Source organism: Winogradskyella marincola (assembly GCF_029624125.1).
Taxonomy (GTDB): Bacteria; Bacteroidota; Bacteroidia; order Flavobacteriales; family Flavobacteriaceae; genus Winogradskyella; species Winogradskyella marincola.
In genome coordinates this window covers 403,286-426,731 of the sequence record NZ_JARSBN010000004.1, presented here as the reverse complement: position 1 = coordinate 426,731, position 23,446 = coordinate 403,286, and the positions used below count along the sequence as shown (strand labels likewise).

General features: G+C 34.5%; 16 protein-coding genes. 10 read left to right on the top strand and 6 right to left on the bottom strand.

All coding sequences use genetic code 11. The annotated features are described in order from the left end of the window. The first annotated feature begins 71 nt into the window (after positions 1 to 71). Together P7122_RS09740 and P7122_RS09735 are read left to right on the top strand one after the other, a co-directional pair. Entirely contained in the window at positions 72 to 1,400 is a 1,329-nt protein-coding gene (locus P7122_RS09740) for an aspartate kinase (RefSeq protein WP_278005594.1), read from the top strand. Positions 1,401 to 1,454: 54 nt separating this feature from the next. Beyond that, complete coding sequence (locus P7122_RS09735) at positions 1,455 to 2,684, top strand: AbiH family protein (RefSeq protein ID WP_278005593.1); 1,230 nt, start codon at positions 1,455 to 1,457, stop codon at positions 2,682 to 2,684. A 43-nt stretch (positions 2,685 to 2,727) separates the two neighbouring features. Here the strand turns inward: P7122_RS09735 and P7122_RS09730 are convergent, their stop codons facing one another. Both P7122_RS09730 and P7122_RS09725 read right to left on the bottom strand, forming a co-directional pair. Further along, a complete protein-coding gene (locus P7122_RS09730) occupies positions 2,728 to 2,949 on the bottom strand; it encodes a hypothetical protein (RefSeq protein WP_134198251.1) in 222 nt (73 codons plus the stop codon). 20 nt (positions 2,950 to 2,969) lie between these two features. Continuing rightward, entirely contained in the window at positions 2,970 to 4,262 is a 1,293-nt protein-coding gene (locus P7122_RS09725) for an aminopeptidase P family protein (RefSeq protein ID WP_278005592.1), read from the bottom strand. Positions 4,263 to 4,604: 342 nt separating this feature from the next. Between P7122_RS09725 and P7122_RS09720 the strand changes: the two genes are divergently transcribed. The 8 genes from P7122_RS09720 to P7122_RS09685 all read left to right on the top strand — a co-directional run bounded on the left by P7122_RS09720 (position 4,605) and on the right by P7122_RS09685 (position 16,792). Then, a complete protein-coding gene (locus tag P7122_RS09720; RefSeq protein ID WP_278005591.1) occupies positions 4,605 to 7,448 on the top strand; it encodes a WD40/YVTN/BNR-like repeat-containing protein in 2,844 nt (947 codons plus the stop codon). Then, entirely contained in the window at positions 7,448 to 8,290 is an 843-nt protein-coding gene (locus P7122_RS09715) for a helix-turn-helix domain-containing protein (protein ID WP_278005590.1), read from the top strand. The genes P7122_RS09720 and P7122_RS09715 overlap by 1 nt, the downstream gene beginning before the upstream one ends. A gap of 74 nt (positions 8,291 to 8,364) precedes the next feature. Next, the gene (locus P7122_RS09710) at positions 8,365 to 9,582 is read left to right on the top strand and encodes an alpha/beta hydrolase-fold protein (RefSeq protein WP_278005589.1); all 1,218 of its coding nucleotides are present in this window, start codon (positions 8,365 to 8,367) and stop codon (positions 9,580 to 9,582) included. A 117-nt stretch (positions 9,583 to 9,699) separates the two neighbouring features. After that, complete coding sequence (locus P7122_RS09705; protein WP_278005588.1) at positions 9,700 to 10,374, top strand: succinate dehydrogenase cytochrome b subunit; 675 nt, start codon at positions 9,700 to 9,702, stop codon at positions 10,372 to 10,374. A gap of 11 nt (positions 10,375 to 10,385) precedes the next feature. Further along, on the top strand, positions 10,386 to 12,398 hold the full coding sequence (locus P7122_RS09700) for a fumarate reductase/succinate dehydrogenase flavoprotein subunit (RefSeq protein WP_134198258.1): 2,013 nt from the start codon (positions 10,386 to 10,388) through the stop codon (positions 12,396 to 12,398). Between the two features lie 8 nt (positions 12,399 to 12,406). Further along, positions 12,407 to 13,153: a succinate dehydrogenase/fumarate reductase iron-sulfur subunit gene (locus tag P7122_RS09695; RefSeq protein ID WP_129759902.1), complete on the top strand. Its 747-nt coding sequence runs from the start codon at positions 12,407 to 12,409 to the stop codon at positions 13,151 to 13,153. Positions 13,154 to 13,265: 112 nt separating this feature from the next. Next, entirely contained in the window at positions 13,266 to 14,954 is a 1,689-nt protein-coding gene (locus tag P7122_RS09690) for a M61 family metallopeptidase (protein WP_278005587.1), read from the top strand. 65 nt (positions 14,955 to 15,019) lie between these two features. Continuing rightward, positions 15,020 to 16,792: a MutS-related protein gene (locus P7122_RS09685; RefSeq protein ID WP_278005632.1), complete on the top strand. Its 1,773-nt coding sequence runs from the start codon at positions 15,020 to 15,022 to the stop codon at positions 16,790 to 16,792. Between the two features lie 3 nt (positions 16,793 to 16,795). Here P7122_RS09685 and P7122_RS09680 read toward each other — a convergent pair whose 3' ends face one another. The 4 genes from P7122_RS09680 to P7122_RS09665 form a co-directional block, all read right to left on the bottom strand. After that, positions 16,796 to 17,518: a GldM family protein gene (locus tag P7122_RS09680; protein WP_278005586.1), complete on the bottom strand. Its 723-nt coding sequence runs from the start codon at positions 17,516 to 17,518 to the stop codon at positions 16,796 to 16,798. Between the two features lie 220 nt (positions 17,519 to 17,738). Beyond that, a complete protein-coding gene (locus P7122_RS09675; protein WP_347402815.1) occupies positions 17,739 to 18,755 on the bottom strand; it encodes a phytase in 1,017 nt (338 codons plus the stop codon). A gap of 1 nt (position 18,756) precedes the next feature. Next, on the bottom strand, positions 18,757 to 21,591 hold the full coding sequence (locus P7122_RS09670) for a TonB-dependent receptor (protein ID WP_278005585.1): 2,835 nt from the start codon (positions 21,589 to 21,591) through the stop codon (positions 18,757 to 18,759). 157 nt (positions 21,592 to 21,748) lie between these two features. Next, positions 21,749 to 23,314, bottom strand: coding sequence for a tetratricopeptide repeat protein (locus P7122_RS09665; RefSeq protein WP_278005584.1), 1,566 nt, complete (start codon positions 23,312 to 23,314; stop codon positions 21,749 to 21,751). Between the last annotated feature and the right edge of the window lie 132 nt (positions 23,315 to 23,446).

Here is a 23,446-nt window from a genome sequence, read left to right as displayed (position 1 = left end):
GTACTATTTTTTCAAAATTTAGGTCAATAGCTTAAAGGTCATCTACATTTGCGCTCTAAAATAAACGCATTATGTTAGTATATAAGTTTGGTGGCACCTCAGTAGGTTCGGTAGTGAATATGAATCATGTAAAGGATATCATTAACACCAAAGACCGCAAGATTGTTGTGCTATCTGCCATGTCTGGCACCACAAATACGTTGGTTGAAATCTCAAGACTGGTTGAGGTTGGTAATCTTACAACAGCAAAAACCATCATCACAGAACTGAACGAAACGTATAATGCTGTAGTTTACGATTTGTTGCAAGACCAAGCATTACGTTTGGAAGTGAGCAAGTACGTCAACGCTAGGTTTAAGCTGTTATTAGATGCGATTAACGAGCCATTTTCACAAAGGTTGCATAACAGTATCGTTGCCAATGGCGAATTGCTATCTACTTTTATGTTTAGCCGTTTGTTACAACAAGAAGGGTTTAATGTAAGGTTATTGCCAGCTTTAGATTTTATGCGTATTGATAGCCATAATGAACCTGATAATTTCTATATCAAACAAAATCTAAACCGTCTTATAGATACTCTGGAGCCAGCTGATATTTACATCACACAAGGTTTTATTTGTTTAGATGCCGAAGGACAAATTACTAATCTGCAACGTGGTGGAAGCGATTATACAGCAACCATCATTGGTGCGGCCATTGAAGCCGCTGAGGTGCAAATCTGGACCGATATTGACGGTTTCCACAACAACGATCCACGTTATGTCAACGATACACAAGCCTTATCGCATTTATCGTACGATGAAGCTGCTGAGTTGGCTTATTTTGGAGCTAAGATTTTGCATCCGCAAACCGTAATGCCAGTGCGTCAACTGGATATTCCATTACGACTCAAAAACACCATGGCACCACAAGCACATGGTACTTTAATTACCAACCAAATTCATGGAGAAGGCATTAAAGCCATTGCAGCTAAGGATGGTATTACAGCCATAAAAATTAAGTCGGTACGTATGTTGTTGGCACACGGTTTTTTAAAGAAAGTATTTGAAGTTTTTGAGCGTTACGAAACGTCTATAGATATGGTAACAACCTCAGAAATTGCAGTGTCTTTAACCATAGACAACACCACACATTTAGAAGCCATTATCGAAGAACTCGAAAAATTTGCAACGGTAGCCATTGACGACTACATGAGTATTGTTTGTCTGGTTGGTAACCATATTATTTACCATCCTGATACGCCAGAACTCTTCCAGGTGTTACAAGATGTTAATGTACGTATGATTGCTTATGGTGGTAGCAACAATAATATTTCACTTTTAGTAAATACCAGCGATAAGTTAGAAACTTTGCAGAAGTTACAGCGTTATGTTTTTGAGGGTGGTTTTGTGGGAGTTTAGATTTTTTGAATAGAAACAAGTAATTCCTATATTGGAGAAAATCAAATATTCGGAATGAACAGAGTTTTTATTATTGGAAACGGCTTTGATTTAGCTCATGGCTTACCGACTTCTTATAATCATTTTATAAATGATTTTTGGAGTAATTTGAAGGATGATTTTAAGAAACAAATTAACTCTGAATTACTACACATTGATGATAGTTATACAGGTTTCTTCGATTTTACAAAGCCAACGAAGTGCTTTAATGACTTTATTCAAAATATCAAGGATTATGCTAATGAAAGAGAGTGCAGGTTTGATGAAAAAAAAATCAGATTAAAAAAATCGAGAGACCAGTTCAAATTTGTTTTTGAATTTAAGAATGAATTATTCTTAACAATAAATAAAAACCAGTCAATTGATAATTGGGTTGATATAGAAAATTTGTATTATTCAGAGCTTAAAAAGATTGTAAAATCTAAAAGTTTGGACGTAACTGAATCAGATGAGAGTTGGGCAAGGAAAAGTAGAAAAAGAGTAGCGATTTTAAATAAGGAGTTTAAGCAAATTGAGGATTTACTAAAAAGTTATCTAACTAAAATAATAGATAAATATAATTTCGAATCGAAAGATGATGAATGGATGAGTTTTTATCAATTATTTAAACCCATTTCATTATTTAACAACGAATCAAAATTGTTAGAAGAATTTATGGATTCTGAAGATAAAGATTCAATTAAGTTACTGTTTGATGAAGAAAAGAAATCGAATGATAAGACAAGAACAACATCATATTTTTTAAGCTTTAATTACACACCTACATTGTATAAGTATGTTGATTCTTTGAAAAAGGATAATTATGATATCCGATTAAATCAAATACATGGGAAAGTTGAGGGCGATGTAGTTTTTGGTTTCGGAGATGAGTCTGATGTTGATTATCATTTAATTGAAGATATAAATGATAATGAGTATTTAAATTTTTTCAAATCTTTTAAGTATTTGGAGAATAAAAATTATAATAACTTCTTAAATTTTATTGACTCAGAACCTTTTCAGCTAATAATAATGGGTCATTCTCTTGGGCTCTCAGATCGCGTACTCTTAAAAACAATATTTGAAAATGAAAATTGTAAATCTATAAAAGCATATTATCATCAAGGAAATTATGATGACAATTTTAGAGATATTATTCAAAATATGTCACGTCATTTTTCAGATAAATCACTGATGAGAAAAAAAGTGGTAAACAAATTACTTTGCAAACCACTTCCTCAAATACAAATTCCTTTAAAGAGTTAATTTTTTAGCTTTTAATCTTAAGCTTAAAAGTCAAATAAACCTTTTACCTCTTATAAATAGCACCAGTAGCAAAATCAACAATAAGACCAGGTGCAAAAAGTAGAATATCTGCAATAAGCCATCCTACTCTAACATCGCGTTGTTGTTGTCCAGGAGCAGGTTTTGTTTTTTGACTCGATGAAATTGGTCCACCTAAAATAGTGGCACATCCTGTGGTGCTAAAAAGCAAGCTTAAACAAAGTAAGCCTATGCAAATACGTTTCATATATAATCAGTTTTTGGTTATTATGCGTTCATTAATTCCTCAATCTCGTCGGCTTCAATTGGGATATTCGCCATTAAATTAAATGGTTCTCCTTGTTCTTGTATCACTACATCATCCTCTAAACGGATACCAAAACCTTCATCTGGAATATAAATACCAGGCTCTACAGTAAATACCATGTTAGCTTGCATTGGTTCGTGTAGTAAACCATAATCGTGCGTATCTAAACCAATATGGTGACTTGTGCCATGCATAAAGTACTTTTTGTACGCTGGCCAATCTGGGTTTTCGTTTTGCACATCCGCTTTATCCAATAAACCAAGACCCAATAATTCAGATGTCATTAATTTACCAACTTCTATATGATATTGTTCCCAAAGTGTACCAGGAACCAACATCTTGGTCGCTTCATTTTTTACACGCAAAACAGCATTGTAAACTGCTTTTTGGCGTTCAGAGAACTTACCGTTTACAGGAATGGTTCGACTTAAATCACTAGAGTAATTGGCGTATTCAGCAGCTGTATCAAATAGGATTAAATCGCCATCCTTACACTGCTGGTTGTTTTCAATATAATGTAATACATTGGCATTATTTCCTGAGGCAATAATTGGAGTGTAAGCAAAACCTTTAGAACGATTTCTTAAGAATTCGTGCATCATTTCCGCTTCAATTTCAAATTCCCAAACACCAGGTTTTACAAAACCTAAAACTCTTCGGAAGGCTTTTTCGGTAATATTACAAGCCTTTTGCATCAAGTCAATTTCTATAGGATCTTTAACCGAGCGTAAACGTTGTAAAATTGGATTGCTTTTCGCCACAGAATGTGCAGGATACAGATTTTTTAACCATTTCGTGAAACGATCTTCACGTGTTTCGGTCTCAACATTGGCTCTGTAATGTTCGTTAGTGTTAATGTAAACCGTGTCGCATTGCGTCATCAGTTCAAACATAATTTTTTCCATATCCTGTAACCAATACACGGTTTTTACACCAGAGGTTTCAAAGGCTTTTTCTTTAGTGAGTTTTTCGCCTTCCCAAACGGCAATATGATCGTTAGTTTCTTTTAAGAATAAGATTTCACGATGTTTTTCTTTTGGGCAATCTGGAAAAATAACCAAAATACTTTCTTCCTGATCTACACCACTGAGGTAAAAAATATCGCGATGCTGGGCAAAAGGCAAGGTGCTGTCTGCACTTACAGGATAAATATCGTTGGAGTTAAAAACAGCTAAACTGTTTGGCTTCATCTGAGAAGCAAAGTTTTTACGGTTTTTTATGAATAGGTTACGGTCTATAGGATGGTATTTCATTTGTTATGTATTGTTATTCCTGCGAAGGCAGGAATCTTATTAATATTAGTTAAGTGTCTGCTTGAGCGCAGTCGAAAGCTAAATTGAGCTATCAAAAAACACTTCGACTGCGCTCAGTGTGATAAACAATTTCATTTTTCAGCTTAAAGAATTAACAAAGTAAGGTTAAATTATAATGAAGCTGATTGTAATTGTTTGCCAAGTGCCCATTATGGGTTTTCAAAAATAAACAAAGTAAAACGCAAGCCCAAGCCTATTAAGATAATCTGTTAAACTTTATAATCAAATTTTGAAGATATACGGATTAATGGCTAAATTCAGCCATCTTAAAAACTAACCAACATGTTTAAAACTAAATTCCTGTCGTTTGCATTTGCTGCAAGTGCTTTAGTAGCCTTTGCACAACAACCAGCAACCTCTGCTGAAACCGTAAAAAATGCTTTAGTGCAAAAGCGCGAAATGGCAAAAACGTCCTTGGTAAAACAAGTGCCTTTTAAAAATATTGGACCAACCGTAATGAGTGGTCGTGTGGTAGATGTGGATGTCAATCCAGAAATGCCATCGGAATTTTATGTTGGTTATGCGTCTGGTGGTGTTTGGCATACAACCAATAACGGAACTACATTCAATCCAATTTTAGACAGTTCAGACACTCAGAATGTTGGTGATATTGCTGTACACTGGCCAACGAGAACGATATATGTTGGTACAGGCGAAAATAATGCGTCGCGTTCTTCATATGCTGGTATTGGTTTGTTAAAATCTACAGACAACGGAAAGACTTGGGGAAATTTAGGTTTGATGGATGCACATCATTTTGCTCCAATTTTAATCCATCCAGACAATCCAGATGTGGTAACCGTTGGTGCTACAGGACATTTGTACTCACAAAACAAAGAACGCGGAATTTATAAAACGACTGATGGTGGTAAAACTTGGAAGCAGACACTTTTTGTAGATGATGAAAGTGGTATTATCGATTTGCAACACAGTCCAAAAAATTACAATGTGATGTTTGCAACGTCGTGGACTAAAGATCGTAAAGCGTGGAATTTCTCAGGAAACGGTAACAATTCAGCCATTTATAAAAGTACAGATGCAGGTGAAACCTGGACCAAAGTGTCTACTGAAAAAAGTGGTTTTCCAACAGGTGAAGGAGTTGGCCGTATCGGAATTGCGGTTTTTAATGATGATGTGGTATATGCTGTTCATGATAGTCAGTTTAGACGACCAGATGATAAAAAGAAAGATGATAAAGAAGGCTTAACCAAAGAAGATTTTAAGACCATGTCTAATGCAGATTTCTTGGCTTTAGACAACAAAAAATTGAATGTGTTTTTAAGAACGAATGGTTTTCAGGAAAAATACAGACCAGAAAATGTGAAACAAATGGTGCGTTCAGGCAATGTAAAACCTGAAGATTTAGCAAAATATCTTGAAGATGCTAACTCTATGTTGTTTGATACTCCTGTGGTTGGTGCTGAGGTATACAAAAGTACAGATGGTGGAAAAACCTGGAAGAAAACACACGATGATTATTTAGATGGTATTTACTACAGTTATGGCTATTATTTTGGTCATATCCACGTGTCTCCAGTTAATGAAAATGATATTTACATTTATGGTGTGCCGATTGTAAAATCTAAAGATAGCGGAAAAACATGGACGTCTATCAGTGCAGAAAATGTGCATGCCGATCATCATGCGCTTTGGATTAATCCAAAAAATCCAAATCATTTAATCGATGGTAATGATGGAGGTATCAATATTTCTTACGATGATGGCGAAAACTGGATAAAGAATAATTCGCCTTCAGTAGGACAATTTTATGCCATCAATGTGGATAACGAAAAACCATACAATGTGTATGGAGGCTTGCAAGATAATGGTGTTTGGGTTGGTGCACACAATGCACGCGAAGATAAGGCTTGGCAGCAAGAAGGTCAGTATCCATGGAAATCTATAATGGGAGGTGATGGTATGCAAATTCAAATTGACAGCAGAAATTCTAATGTTGTATACACAGGCTATCAATTCGGAAATTATTACCGATTAAATCTTGAAACTGAAAATCAGAAATACATTCAGCCAAAGCATACTTTAGGTGAAAATCCGTACCGTTTCAATTGGCAAACTCCAATTTTATTGTCACCTCACAACCAAGATATTTTGTATTTAGGTGGCAATAAGCTGATGCGTTCTATGAATCAAGGAAACGATTGGGAAGCCATTAGTGAGGATTTAACCAATGGAGGTAAAAAAGGAAATGTAGCTTATGGTACATTGACGTCTATTTCAGAAAGTCCATTTCAGTTTGGGTTAATCTACACAGGAAGTGATGATGGCATAGTCGCATTAACTAAAGATTCTGGTGCTTCTTGGAAACCAATATCAGCATCATTTCCTAAAGATTTATGGGTAAGTCGTGTGGTTGCGTCGCAACATAAAAAAGAACGTGTTTATGTGACCTTGAATGGTTACCGTTGGGACGATTTTAAAGTCTATGCTTACATGAGTGATGATTATGGAAATACCTGGAAAGACATCAGCGGAAATATACCAGCATCTCCAGTAAATGTGATAAAAGAAGATCCTAAAAACGAAAATATCTTGTACTTAGGAACCGATAACGGAGCCTATGTGTCTTTTGATAAAGGTACATCTTGGAACGTGTTTTCAGAAGGCTTGCCAAACGTAGCGATTCATGATATTGTAGTGCAACCAGAAGCTGGCGATTTATTATTAGGAACGCATGGACGTAGTATTTATAAAACCAACATTTCGGCTTTACAGAAGGTAAATTCAGAAATGGAAGCCAAAGCCATAACGTTTTTTGATATGGAGTCTGTACGTCATTCTGGTCGTTGGGGAAGTTCTTGGGGAAGATGGTACGATGCTTTTGAGCCTAAAACAACCATTCAGTTTTACAGTAATGCTTCAGGTACAAAAACCTTGAAAATTTTGTCAGAAAATGGTGCAGAATTAAACAGTATAGCTGTTGATGTTTCTAAGGGTTTAAACTACGTAGATTATGATTTAACGTTGACAGGAAAAGGAAAAAAAGCTTTAGAAAAAGAGAATAAAGAATTAAAGATTGGTAAATCTGGCAACGGAAAATATTACTTGCCAAAAGGAAGTTACACAGTAAAAATTGGTGATAGCTCTACAACGCTCGAAATAAAATAATGGATGAGAAGGAACATTATATTTCTGTAAAGCCTTCTAGCAAGAGTTTGCAGAAATATATTGCGTATTATTATTTCAACTTTTCTAATCAAGAGGACTATAAAAAGCGGTACATTTTTTATCCGCATTTTAGAAATGCTATAACGGTTTATAAGCGTTCAAAAATCAGTTTTTCAAAAACGGGATCTATTGTGGTACCTGATGCTTCCAAAGAGTTTGAAATTATCTACACAGGCATTCATAATCAAAGTAGAATAGGTGAAATTAATGCTCCTTTTGATAAAATAGGCATTGTGTTTCAGCCATTAGGAATCAATAATTTTTTGAGCGAACCCTTCAGCGATATTATTAAAGAAAGTCCAATAAATGATTTTAATTATTTTGGACATAATTTCGAAATTGCTCTAAAAAAAGTTTACAACACCAATAATGTCGATGAAAAAGTAGCTGCGCTTGATGCCTTTTTTAAAGACGAGCTCAACCCTTTAGCTGAAACTAGAATTATTAAAGCAGTCAACTATTTGTTTGAAGAAGACTTAACCATCCAAGAATTGTCTGAAAAATTGCAGTTGAGCAGAAAAACAGTGCTTCGGTTATTTCGTAAACACCTTAACTGTTCGCCAAAAGAGTTTTCGAATTTGGTGAAGTTTAGAAAAGCCATAGAAATTTATCAGAAAGGAAATTCCAATTTTACAGAATTGGCACATGCCAACAAGTATTATGACCAATCTGATTTTATAAAACACTTCAAAAAAGCAACAGGTTTTAATCCCAAAAAATTCTTCTCAGGAATTTCTCATTTGGGTACAGAAGACACGTTTTGGACACTTTTAAAAAATTAACTGTCCCATTTCTACAATTTTTATAAAAGCAAGGCTGATAGATTTGTAATCTGTTTTTAATAAATCATCAAATCATGAAGCGAACATTTACCATAATATCAATCCTTTTTTCATTAATTCTATCTGCACAACAGTATAGTGGTATTTCAAAATCGCATAAGATAACATCTACAGTTTTTGATACCGAACGTGAAATCCGAGTATTTATGCCTTTTTCTTACACAGAAAGCGATACGCAGAAATACCCTACAATCTATCTTTTTGATGCGCAATTTGATGCGTTTTTTGATATGACAGCAGGTTTAATGGATTATATGGCACAAATTGGTGAGCTCAATGAGTTTATTATTGTGGGTATAAAAACCGAGCACAGACCAAAAGAGTTTACTCCAAAATACGTTAACGAAAAAACCAAAACCGATTGGAAGGATATAGAAATCGGTAAGTCTCAGCTTTTAGAAAATCACTTAAGAGATGAGGTGTTTCCTTTTGTAGAGCAAAATTACAGAGTAGAGCCTTTTAAGATGGCAATAGGTCATTCTTTGGGAGGAACTTTTGTGCTCAATACTGTGTTTTCACAACCCGATTTTTTTCAGGCAATAATCGCCATAAGTCCCAATTTGTCTTACGATTATGAGCAGTTGGTAAAAGCGTTTGATGATTATTTTAAATCTAACGAAAGCTTAAATAAACTAATTTATATGTCAGCTGGTACTGTTGGAAATATGGAAAATAAATTTAGGAAATCAGCACAAAAGTTAGATCATATTATAAAATACCATAACCCTAAAAATTTAAATTATACGTTTAGAATTTTTGAAGGTGAAAATCATTCTACAACACCAATTTACACGATTAGTAATGCTTTTAAAGAAGTTGCAAAAATATGGACAATTTCAGAAGAGAATAAGCAAAAATTTCTAGAAGATGAATCCAAATTATTTGTTGAGAATTTAAAGAATTTTTACGCAGAGTTATCTGTCTGGGCTAACTATGAGGTAAGGCCTGGAGTAGACGAAGTCAATGGCTATGGTTATTTCTGTTTGAATGCTGAAAAAACAGAAGAAGCTTTAAAAGTTTTTGATTGGGCACTAGAACTGTATCCTAATGATGCTAATCTTTATGATAGTAAAGCCGAAGCATTAGAAAAAAGCAACCAACTAAAAGAAGCTAAACGCTACTACAAAAAAGCATTGGACGTATTGGAAAAAACTAAGAACCAGTATGATCCTGAAAATTATGACTATTACAAATCGATGTTTAGCGAACATTTAGAAAATTTAAAAAAATAAGAAGTAGAACAGCTCTAATTAAATTCATTCTAAATAATTAATTATACTACAACGCAGTTGGCTAAAAACCATCTGCGCTGTATCTTTGTGGTATAAACAACAAAGATTTAATCTACAATGAGCGGAATTTTAAATTCTTCGATAGGAAGAAAGTTTGCCATGGCACTTTCGGCACTTTTCCTAATGGTGTTCTTACTTCAACACTTTGCAATTAATATCCTTTCAGTTTTTAGTCCAGATGCATTTAACGAAGTGTCTCATTTTATGGGAACGTTTTGGGCTGTACAGTATTTATTGCAACCTGTATTAATTTTTGGTGTAATCTTTCACTTTGTGATGGGTTTTGTACTAGAAATTAAAAACAACAAAGCAAGACAAATAAGCTACGCTAAAAACAATGGAGCTGCAAATTCATCTTGGATGAGCCGCAACATGATTTGGAGTGGTTTAGCAATTTTAGCTTTTATAGTGCTTCACTTTATTGATTTCTGGATTCCAGAGATTAATACAAAATATATTGTTGGTGATATGTCTGGTATGCACAATGGTGAGTTCAGATATTTTCACGAATTAGTAGAAAAATTCCATAGTCCACTTCGTGTTGGAGCTTATGTAGTAGCATTTGTGTTTTTAGCATTGCACTTACTGCATGGTTTTAATTCGGCATTTCAATCGGTTGGTGCTAACAACAAGTACACAAAAGGGTTGAAAACATTTAGTAAAATTTATGCAATAGGTATTCCAGCAGGATTCATCTTTATTGCATTGTTTCATCATTTAACAGGACATTAAAATATCTAAATATGGCTTTAGATTCTAAAATACCTCAAGGTCCAATTGCAGACAAATGGACAAATTATAAAAATCATATCAATCTTGTTAACCCAGCAAACAAGCGTCTTATTGATGTTATTGTTGTTGGTACAGGATTAGCAGGTGGTTCTGCTGCTGCAACTTTAGCAGAGCTAGGCTACAATGTAAAAGCATTTTGCTTTCAAGATTCACCAAGACGTGCGCACTCTATTGCGGCTCAAGGTGGTATTAATGCAGCAAAAAACTATCAAGGAGATGGTGATTCTACATACCGATTATTTTACGATACAGTAAAAGGTGGTGATTACCGTTCTCGTGAAGCAAACGTATACCGTTTGGCTGAGGTTTCAGCAAATATTATTGACCAATGTGTGGCGCAAGGTGTGCCTTTTGCACGTGAGTATGGTGGACTTTTAGACAACCGTTCTTTTGGTGGTGTATTAGTATCGCGTACGTTTTATGCAGCAGGTCAAACAGGTCAGCAGTTATTATTAGGTGCTTACTCTGCTATGAACCGCCAAATTGGTCGTGGAAAAATAAAAATGTACAACCGTCACGAAATGCTAGATGTTGTTATCGTTGATGGTAAAGCACGTGGAATTATAACACGTAACTTAATTACAGGAGAAATAGAAAGACATTCAGCGCACGCTGTTGTTTTAGGAACAGGTGGTTATGGTAATGTATTCTTCTTATCAACTAATGCGATGGGAAGTAATGTTACTGCAGCTTGGAAAGCTCACAAACGTGGTGCTTACTTCGCTAACCCTTGTTATACACAAATTCACCCAACATGTATTCCGGTTTCTGGAGATCATCAGTCTAAACTAACGTTAATGTCTGAATCTTTAAGAAATGATGGTCGTATTTGGGTACCAAAACACATGAAAGATGTAGAAGCTATTAGAGCTGGTCAATTAAAACCAACACAAATAGCTGAAGAAGATAGAGATTATTATCTAGAGCGTCGTTATCCAGCGTTTGGTAACCTTGTACCTCGTGATGTTGCTTCTCGTGCAGCTAAAGAGCGTTGCGACGCTGGTTACGGAGTAAATGCAACTGGAGAAGCTGTTTATTTAGATTTTGCTTCGGCAATTCAACGTTACGGAAAAGAACAAGCGCATATTAAAGGTTTAGATGAAAACGATGCAGCTCTGGTTAAAAAATTAGGTCAAGAAGTTGTAAGAGTTAAGTATGGTAACTTATTCCAGATGTACGAAAAAATCGTAGATCAAAACCCATACGAAACACCAATGATGATTTATCCTGCGGTACACTATACCATGGGAGGAATTTGGGTAGATTATAACTTAATGACAACCGTACCTGGATTATATGCTATTGGAGAAGCTAACTTCTCTGATCATGGTGCTAACCGTCTTGGTGCTTCGGCATTAATGCAAGGTTTAGCTGATGGTTACTTTGTGTTACCATACACTATTGGAGATTATTTAGCTGATGATATTAGAACAGGACCTATTTCTACAGACACTAAAGAGTTTGAAGAAGCAGAGAAAAATGTAAAAGATAGAATAGCAAGTTTAATCAACAACAACGGATCACATTCAGTAGATTACTTCCACAAGAAATTAGGAAAAATCATGTGGAACAAAGTAGGAATGTCTCGTAACGAAAAAGGATTAAAAGAAGCTATTGAAGAGATTTCAACACTTCGTAAAGAGTTCTGGGCAGATGTAAAAGTTCCAGGAACAGCTGATGAATACAACGAAGAACTTGCAAAAGCAGGTCGTGTAGCAGACTTTTTAGAATTAGGAGAATTATTTGCTAAAGATGCTTTACACAGAACAGAATCTTGTGGAGGTCACTTTAGAGAAGAGTCTGTTGAAGAAGATGGTCCTCAAAAAGGTGAAGCAAAACGTGATGACGAAAACTTTACGTATGTAGCAGCTTGGGAATACAAAGGTGAACCTAAAGATGCAGTGCTTCATAAAGAAGACTTGGAATTTAAAGATATTGAATTAAAACAACGTTCGTATAAATAAGAAAGACTATGAATTTAACCTTAAAAATTTGGCGTCAGAAGAACGCAAGCGATAAAGGAAAAATGGTAGATTATCCAGTAAGTGATATTTCACCAGATATGTCTTTCCTTGAAATGTTAGATGTTTTAAACGAACAACTTATTGAGCAAGGTGAACAACCTGTAGCTTTCGATCACGATTGTCGTGAAGGTATTTGTGGTATGTGTTCTCTATATATCAATGGAGAAGCACATGGTCCTGATCGTGGTGTAACAACATGTCAGTTACACATGCGTATGTTTAAGGATGGTGACACTATTACAATTGAACCATTTAGAGCAACAGCTTTTCCTGTAATTAAAGATTTAGTTGTAGATAGAAGTGCTTTTGATCGTGTACAGCATGCAGGTGGATTTATTTCTGTAAATACCTCTGGTAATACTATAGATGCTAACGCTATTCCTGTAAATAAGCACGATGCAGATGATGCCTTTGCTGCTGCAACATGTATTGGATGTGGTGCTTGTGTAGCGAGTTGTAAAAACTCGTCAGCCATGCTATTTGTTGGAGCTAAAGTATCGCAGTTTGCATTATTACCACAAGGTCAAGTTGAAGCAACTGATCGTGTACTAAACATGGTGAAGCAAATGGACGAAGAAGGTTTTGGTAACTGTACTAATACAGGTGCATGTGAAGTGGAGTGTCCAAAAGGTATTTCTCTTGAAAACATTGCTCGTATGAATCGCGAATACTTAAAAGCGGCTTTTAAAGGATAAATAAAACGTATTTAAGTTTATAATATTAAACCTCAAGTTATTAGCTTGAGGTTTTTTTGTAACATAAAGTCAAATCTTTCGTCTTTTATTATAACATCTAATCAATCAAAAAATGAAAAAATTTATCCTTGTGCTTTGTGTGCTATGTCTTTGTTTTTCATGTAGTAAGACATTAGACCACACTATTAACTACACTGTTACACCTTCAAAAGACCATTCTGGTCTAAATGTAAAAATGACTTTCCAAGCCAATGAAAATGGTCAAACAACCTTGTTATTTCAAGATAAAGCTTGGGGACAAGATAGTTTACATAATGTAATTCATGATGTAAAAGTACTTTCTGAACAGGCTGAAATAACAACCAATAGAGATAGTGGTTGGTATGTGATTTCGCATCCTAAAAAATTAAACCAGATTGAAGTTGAATATACAATAAAGCAAGACAGTAAAGGTGATTTAAAAACCAGACAAGCATACAGACCAATTATTCAACCTCAATATTTTCATTTGTTTTCACATAACTTTTTTATGCTTCCAAAGCATGTTTTAAAACAGTCAGAAGATAATTTTAATGTCAATATTTCTTGGAATGATTTTCCTCATGATTACAAGCTGGTCAATAGTTTTGGGAGTGGAGAATACCATCAAACTATAGAAGGTATTTCGGAGGAAAAATTTCATACTGCTGTTTTTGTTGGTGGTGATTTCAGAGCACACAAGATGGACATCAATGGTAATAAAGTGGTGTTTGCCATAAGAGGTAATTGGGAAGTGTTTGAAGACTCTGAGATGTTGAGTATTCTAGACAAAACGGTAACTGCGCAGCGTGAATTTTGGCAAGACAATTCTCAAAAATACTATGTAGTTACTATGATTCCAACAGTGCAAGAACGAGGCAGTTCCTTCCAAGGGTCTGGATTAACCAATTCATTTGCGACCAATGCTTCAAATAATGAGTATTTAGAAGTTTCAGGATTGGTATATCTATTCAATCATGAGTTGCAACACAATTGGATTGGGTCTTTAATCAGAAACGATGATGAAGAAAAACAATACTGGTTTAGCGAAGGATTTACAGACTATTACACTTTAAAAAACATAGCCAGGAATAACATTTATAATTATGATGAAAGCTATTTTATCAATGAATTTAATACTTTTGTAAAGGCACTTTATACCAATCCGGCAAGAGAAATGCCAAATAGTGAAATGACGTATGAAAACTTTTGGAGTGGGAAAGAAGGCATTCAAAAACTACCTTACAGACGAGGTGCTTTCCTTGCGTTTTACTTAGATCAAAAAATAAAACAAGATTCTGATGGTACTAAAAGTTTAGATGATGTGATGCTCGATTTTAAAAATGATGCTGAAAAAACGGAGCAAAAAATCACACATGCTTATTTTATTAAAACTGTAAATCAATATTTGAAAGAAGACTTTCAACCATTCTTTACTAAGCATATTGAAGAGGGAAAACTCTATGATTTTAAATCAATTTATGATGAATTAGGTTTTGAATACGAACCAACTTCTAAAGTGTTTGATTTAGGTTTTACCTTTCCAGAAGATAGAAAGCAGATTGCGTCTATCGATGAGAATTCAGAAGCTTATAAGGCAGGTTTAAGACAAGGAGATTCGGTAAAAGGAATGAGCTATTACTATGATTCTATAGATCACGAAGCAGAATTCACTATTGAAAGAGAAGGTAAAGACGTTCTGGTAAAATACTTACCAATAAAAGAAGTGGACTTGCCTAAATTGTTGGATAATGACTTTAACAAATCGCATTTAGACTTTTAATATAAAGCTAAAGTTAGGCTATAAAGTATGGGTTTTTCATATATTTCGACTTCGAAAAGTTTATGATGAAAAACCCAAATACATTTTATAAAGCACAACTGCAAATACACCAGCAAACCGCAAAGGATTTGTATAAAAAGATGGGATTATACAGTGTGCTTAGGCTTACCGTATTTTTGTTGGCTAGCTTTGGTATCTATCTAACCTATCAAAACTGGCAAGTTGCAGCAATTATAGCTGTGGTTGGCATTGCTGTGTTTCTGTTTTTACTATCCAGACATACAGATCTTAAAACCAAACGCGAACTACACAAACGTTTAGCCACTATTAATGAAGATGAAATTAAAATAGCTTCTGGCGATTTTCATGATAGAGCAGATGGAAAAGTATTTCAAAATCCTGCTCATGCCTATAGTTTAGATATCGATTTGTTTGGAAGAGGTTCTTTCTTTCAATACATCAACAGAACAACTATAAATGAAGGCACGCAATCGCTTGTTAATTGTTTGTTGGCAAACGATATTACTAATATAGAAGCAAGACAAAATGCGATTAAAGAATTAGCTGATGAGCCCGAATGGAGGCAATACTATTCTGGTGTAGCGCAAGGTGTAAAAGTGGAGCATTCTGCAAAATCTATTATTGAATGGCTAAAGGATTATAAACCATTTTTAAACGCTACATTATATTGGTTAACAATTGGCTTTAGTGTAGCTTCAGTAGCACTTTTGGTCTTAGGATTTACTGAAATTATTCCAATAAAATATGCTGGATATTGGTTGCTTTTAGGTTTAGCGATTACTGGAAGATTTTTAAAATCAATTAATAATGTTGCCCAAAACACCGAAAAAGCTAAAGACACCTTTAGACAATATGCTTTATTACTGAAAGAAATTGAACAGAAAGAATTTCAGTCTGAGTTATTGCAACAACAGCAACAAAAAATACAGTCTGAAGGTGAAAAAGCCTCACAGATATTTACAAAATTCTCAAAAGCTTTAGATGCTTTAGATAACAGAAATAACCTCATATCAGCCATTTTTGGAAATGGATATTTGCTTTGGGATATAAGGCAAACCTATCGTGTGGAACAATGGATTAGTAAGTATGCACATAAGGTTGAGGATTGGTTTGAAGTGGTGACGTTTTTTGATGCGTACAACACTTTGGGTAATTATGCTTATAATAATCAAGACTTTAGTTACCCTGAAATTACTTCAGAAAATATTACAATTAAAGCCGAAAGTTTAGGACATCCTTTGTTGAATGCTGAAAAGCGAATTGATAGCGATTTAGAATTGTTACAAGAGCAGTTTTTCATCGTTACAGGAGCTAATATGGCTGGTAAGAGTACCTTTTTAAGAACGGTTGCGTTGCACATTGTTATGGCAAATGTTGGTTTGCCTATTTGTGCGAAAACAAGCAAATACAAGCCGATTAAACTCATTACAAGTATGCGTACTACAGATTCGTTGACCGATGATAGTTCGTACTTTTTTAGTGAGCTTACACGACTAAAATTTATTGTAGACACTATTGCTGAAGACAAAAACTATTTCGTGATTTTAGATGAAATCTTAAAAGGCACCAATTCAACTGACAAAGCCATTGGCTCAAGAAAGTTTGTAGAAAAATTAGTTGGCCAAAATGCTACAGGAATTATAGCAACGCACGATTTAAGTCTTACTGAAATTGAAACTGAATTAGAGGCTGTAAAAAACTACTACTTTGATGCTGAAATTAAAAACGACGAACTCTTTTTTGACTACAAACTAAAGAAAGGCGTTTGCCAAAATATGAATGCGAGCTTCCTATTGAAGAAGATGGAAATTGTTTAGAAATTATTCTATTATTTTAATTATTATAGGTGCAACACCTTTTAATTTGTACCTAGAGTTGCCTGAAAGTCTAATTTTTATATCGAATATTATTACGGAATCATCAGGCTGAAGTAAAGTGAATAAATCATTAGCTCTAACATTCATTTTATTACCGCTTATTTTAATTACTCTATAGTGAGGCATTTTAATCTTAAATGAAATCACTGCTATGCCTAAATCATGTAAAAAGTTTTTCATTTCAGCATTTATTACAGCATCAGTTAAATCTTCTTTCTTCAATTTAAGTTCACATTTACTACCACAACCAATGCCATTTATTGTGCCAATAGGTGCAGAAATATCTTTAATCCTCAATGTTTTTGTTTCGGTTAAAGAATCTCCATTTTTAAGTTTAGATTTTATTGTAATATCTACTGCTCTACCTGTACCAGGACTTAAATTATAATTTCCTAAACTGTCAATTTTTCTCAGGCCTGGAGCAGTAGCTTCAAAGGAAACAGCATTAGGTTTTGATATGTAAACTGGATTTATAACACCTCGATAAACCACATTCATTTTTTTAAGTTCAATAGCGGCTTCTTGATTTACAGTATCAGCAGTTTCAAGTTTTTTAATACGTTCTTTTAAGGCTTTATTTTCTTTAAGTAATTCAGTTTTGCTGTATGAAGATTTACAACTTTGTAAAAGAAATACAAGACTTAAAAAGAGTACTAAGCGTTTCATAAAGATTGGTTGGTTTTCAATACAATAACGGAAATTAAATGGGAATAGTGTTGGCAAAACTATAATTACACCCCTGAAGTCCCCTCAAGGGGACAATAGTTACAATTAAACTTATGAGGGCTGTCCCCTTGAGGGGACTTTAGGGGTGTTTTTTAAATAAAAAACCCTTTCCAAAACAGAAAGGGTTCTTAACCAATTATAAAAATTAACTTGAAAAAAATTACTTCAACTTTAATGAATCAAGAGCATGAAAGAAAAAGTCTTGCTCGTCATTCATAGATACAAATAGTCCGTTTGGATATTTTTTGCCTAAAGGTGTCGTTACAACATCGCAACCGTCTGTCTCAATCGTTCCTAAGTTTATTTCCTTTACAAAGCTGTTATCGCTTCGTTTAAAGATGTTAAAACTGTGGTTTTGTTGGTTAGACACGATAAGGAAACCTTCTCCGTTTGGGTAAGTTGCAATCGCAATACCTTCAATGTCATCCTTAAAATTATCCGTTCCGAATAGTGCAATTTCCTTGTTTCCCTTTTTAGGGTCTGCGTGGTATTTTCTAATACCAACGCCTTCGTCAGAGAAATACACAAAACCTAATTCGTCATCTACAGCAATGGCTTCAATTTCTTTTTGGCCACTAAAAGTTCCCATTTTACGCAATAAGTTAGAATGTACTCCTAAAGAATCGCTAACCAAGGCATATTGGTATAAATAACCTTCCGTTGGTCCTGCTTTTCTACTCACAAATACAGAAATCTCTTTAGTTGATGGATTCTTATAAATAGAAACTCCCATTGGTCGTTTTTGTAAAACATCTGTTTCATCTTCAAACACTTTGAAGCCTCCATTATCCAATGGTTTCATATCAGGTACTGAGTATACTCTAATTTGGTTTTTCTCACGTTCAGAAAATACTATAATGTCGGTTTTTGTAGAGTCGTTCAGTTTAAAACCGTATTCTACATCCACATTATTAGGATAACTTACTCCAGTTAAACTTTTCTCTTTTATGATTTTTCCGTCTAAATCTAAAGCGTAAACTCCACCATCAATTTCATCTTTATCAGTGCCAAAGACAATACTTTGTTCAGGGTTTTTGTGATTAATCCAAATTGCTGGGTCGTCACTATCGTGTGGTAATTTTTCGGATTTAAGTGTTGGTGCAATTTCTGGTAATCCGTTTCCGCAAGAAAAAACTACAGCAGAAATGACACCTAGTATTAAGGTTTTCTTCATCATTTTACTTTTTGAATAGATCATATTTTAATCCGAATGTTAAACGCATATCGTAGTATTCCATTTGCATTGTTCTGCTACTCACACCTTGGTAATAACGTAACGGTTGGTTGGTAATGTTATTAAGGTTTAAGTAAAGGCTTAAGTTGTTATTTAAAGCCACGTTTGCATTGAAATCTAAGAAGAATTGCTGATCGTAATAACGGTCTTCAAACGCATTTCCACCAATTTCATCGATATAAGCATCAGAATAATTAGCCGATAAACGTAAGCTGAATTTTTTACCAGCATAACCTAATGAACCGTTGAACATATTTGGCGACGTTTGTGGTAAATCTAAATCTGTACGCTTTTCACCATCCTCGTTACGGATACCATCTGCACTGGAAGTTAAGTAGGTATAGTTAAGATAAATACTGAAATTCTTAGCAAAACCAGGTAAGAAATCTAATCGACGTTGAAAAGATACTTCTGCACCAAATACAGAAGCGTCATCACCATTTAAAGGTTGGTAAACCTCGTAGCCGTTTTCATCTTCAGATTGAAACACATAAGTAAAGTCAGATATACTTTTGTAGAATAAACCTCCAGAAACAATACCAACAGATTTAAAGTAGTGCTCTGCCATAAAGTCGAAATTCATAGATGTTGTTGGGTCTAGTTCAGAGTTTCCTAAGAAAATTTCTTCATCTTCGTTATTGATTTCTCTGTATGGTACTAAATCTACATAGTTTGGTCTTGCTAAAGTGTTAGTCCAAGCAAAACGTAAAACGGTATTATCCGTTATATCATATTTAAAATGTACACCAGGTAATATGTTGGTGTATGAGTTTTCGTCTTTAACTTCAGCAATACCATCAACATCACCATCTTCGTTAAAAACAAGCTCGTTACCTGTACTTTCTATAGAAGTATGCTCTAATCTCACACCTGCCAAAACACTTAATTTGTCTGTAATGTTTTGGTTAAGCATAGCGTAACCAGCATATACGTTTTCGTTAACATCGAAGTTAGCAGTAGCATATTCTTCTGGTAAATCTTCAGCTTCAAAAAGGTTAGTGTCGTTAAGATTTATACTTCCTAAAAATTCTGGACTAGCAAAGGTGCCGATTTGGTATTGGCTACCAGCTAAGAAGTCTGTATCAGAATAGCTTCTTGTAGGTACCATTCCTAAAAATTCTAAAGCGCCAGTTTCATCACTGTATTCGATAAAACCGTTTGTTCTGTTTTTATTTTTTAATCTTGTTTTAGCACCAAACTTTAAAAAGCCATCATTACCATCAATAACAGATAAAGGTAATTGTGCATTCACAAAAATATTAATGTCCTCTTCTTCTGTATATTGGTTTTCTTCTGTAAGCTCGCCAAATTCAAAATCTGCGAAGCTAGCATCAGCAGGATTTGTAGGCGAGAATAAAGGTTTATCTTGATTGTTATTAAAGTTGATAGCATATTCGCTTTCGTACTCTAAATAACGCTCGTTTAAACGCTCTTCTGAAGCTTTAGCGAAAGATGCCATCCAGTCTAGTTGTACGTTGCTCAATAAATGCTCTCCACCAAGACTGTAGTTTTGCATACGTTGGTCTTCTAAACGTCTGTTTTTGTTGCGGTCGTTATTAATACCACCTTTAGATTGGCGTTTTGCCTCAACAGGGAACATAGTAAGGTTGCCATTGCCATCTACTGAGAAATCACCAGCCTCAATATCTTCGCCATCTAAGATTTCATGCTCTAATCTAAAACGGTTTTCTCTATCGTCTCTCCAGTTGTAGATTGATTTGAAATAAACAGAATTATTATCATCGAATTTGTAATCTAAATTAGCTGAAAAGCTACGACGTACACGTTGTACAAGGTATTCTCTAATTTCAAAAACGTTAGCATAAGGATTAACATCTACAGCTTCGAGGTTGTCAGCATCTCCATTGTTAAATTCAAACTCGTCTGTCCATTCTGCTTCAACGTTATCGCTACCAAAGTCGTTATCGTTAATAGATGCAGAAACCATCCAACCGAATTTATCGTTTTTACTTCGGTCTCCAACTAAGAACGATCCGTTTAAAATTCTTTTGTCTGTAATAAAGTTAAGGCCAGAACCAACTGTTGCAGACAAACGGAAACCTTGAGGCGATGTACGCGTAATTAAGTTTACAGAACCACCAAGAGCGTCAGCATCCATATCTGGCGTTACGGCTTTGTTTACTTCGATAGTCTGAATCATATCCGATGGAATTAAATCCATTTGAACGTTACGGTTATCGCCTTCAGCAGACGGAATTCTACTTCCGTTTAAGGTAACTGAGTTTAATTGAGGAGAAAGACCACGAACAATTATGTTACGTGCTTCACCTTGATCTACCTGCATTGTAATACCAGGAATACGTTTTACAGCATCTCCAATGTTTGCGTCTGGGAATTTACCAATTTGGTCTGTAGACACTACGTTAGTAATGTTTTGTTTGTTCTTTTGGGTGTTTAGTGCTCTTGCTTGTCCGCTAAGTCCAAAGCCACTAATTGTAACTTCTTTTAATTCGGTATCTTCAGAATTTAGGGTAAAGTTTAATGCTACAGTTTGGTCTGCTACAATGTCTATATCTTGAGTAACATCTGAAAAACCAAGATATTTTACGGTAATGGTATGCTTTCCTTCAGGAATATTTACCAGAACGTATTTTCCATTAAAATCTGTTACAGTTCCTTTGTTAAGCGATGCAACAGACACCGTTGCGCCAGGAATGGTAATACCATCCTTATCTGTTATAACACCTTGTAAGTTTCCGGATTGAGCCAATCCGAAGAAAGATATTGTTAATAATAAAAGGGTAAAATAATGTTTCATTTAAGGTTGATTTTTGTTTACCTCAAAACTATACTCAAGACTGTACTTGTAGATAAAATGAGCGTTAACAAAAAGTAACTTACCTGCCTAAAAACACTATAAAACATGGCAACATTTACAATTACGTAACATTGCATAAAGGTTGACAAAACATTGGTTATAAATTGAGAAGATAAGCTTGTAGGTCGTCCTTGGATTCTAAAGGCAGTTTTTTTCTAAGTCTGTAACGTGCTATTCTAACACTATCTGATGTAATTCTTAAGATACCTCCAATTTCTTTAGATGAAAGGTTAAGACGGAGCAACATACACAATCGCATTTCTGAAGAAGAGAGTTTTTCTTTAGCATCATTTTTAAGTTTTGAAAAGAAACTTGGATGTATCTGGCCAAAATAACTCATAAGTTCTGTCCATTCATTATTGTTTTCTAAATCTGATTCTATGTCTTTAACAATATCTTTTAGCTTTTTTGAAACCAGTGCACTGTTGCGGTCTTTTAATTTAGAGAGTGTCTTAGAAATGTCAGAAAGCATTTTGTTTTTGTGCGCAATATGAAGACTATAATTTGTGAGAGCAGAGACTTTAATGTCTATTTCTCTGTTTAGAGCAATTTCTTTGGCTGCTTTTTTATCTAAATCTGCCTGTAGTAATTGTTGCTGATATTCTAAGATGTGTTTTTCGTGTTTTTTTCTTTTCTTCCAGTATAAAAAAAGTGCACATAGTCCTAGAGTTAGAGCACTTGCTATAATAAGGATAATGCTTTGCTGTACTTTGTTTATTTCGTTTTGCTTATTTAGTAATTGCACCTCATTCTCTTTTTCTTTTACATCGTGTAGAATTTGTAGTGCGCTTACTATTTCATTGTTGTTTTGAATAAGCTCTTCTTCGTTAGCAATGTTTTGATTGTTGAGGTATTCATAAGCTTTGGAAAAGTTGCCCATGTCAGCATAGGTTCTGGATAGATCTTTAAGAGCGCTAACCAATTGTGACTGGTTGTTTGAGGTTTTGGCGAGTTCCAGAGCTTGTTCTGTGTAGCCGATAGCTTCAATATATTTTTTTGTTTTTCTGTTAATATCACCAATGTTATTAATGATATTTATTTTTAAATCCCATGGACTATTCTTAGAAAAGCTCTGTGCAACATTAAAGTAATTTAAGGCCTTTTGGTATTGCTCTAAATCTTCGTAAATACTGCCAATGTTTTCGTTAGTAATGGCAATGCCAGTGCTGTCTTTTAAAAAGCTAAACAAGGCTAAACTCTTTTTCTGAAATTTTAGTGCATCGTTGTAGTTACTTTGTTTTTCTGCCACACTCCCTAACAAAGCGTTAGATGTTGCTTCTCCTTTTTTGTAATTTATATACTCTGAAGTCCTTAGCGCAAGTGAAGCATGGCTTTCTGCCAAACCATATTGTTTTAGTTCTAAGTTAATAAGAGCCAGTTGGTTTTGAACTTTAATAAAACTAGAATCCTTAGGAAGATGTAATTCTAAGTAGTTTTGGTAATAGGTAGTGGCTTCTTTATAAAGTGAAATACGATAAAAAAAGTCTGCAAGTTTAATGTTTGTTATACCAATGGAGGTGCGGTTATCTTCTTTAATTGCATTTTCTAATTCAGCTTTTAAAGAAAAGAGTTCTGTTTCTTTTGTTGCGATTGTTTCTTGGGCATTAATTGAGAATGCAACAACAAGAAGAAAAAGGGTTTTAAAGTAGCTATTGGTAAACAATGTGAAACTATGATTTAAACTTGTAAAGTAATGCAGTGCATGTTATTTAAATCTATAGTTTGTATGATGAAAATGTTATGAATAAAAAAGCGACTAGATAATTCTAGTCGCTTTTTTAAAAGTCTCTTTATT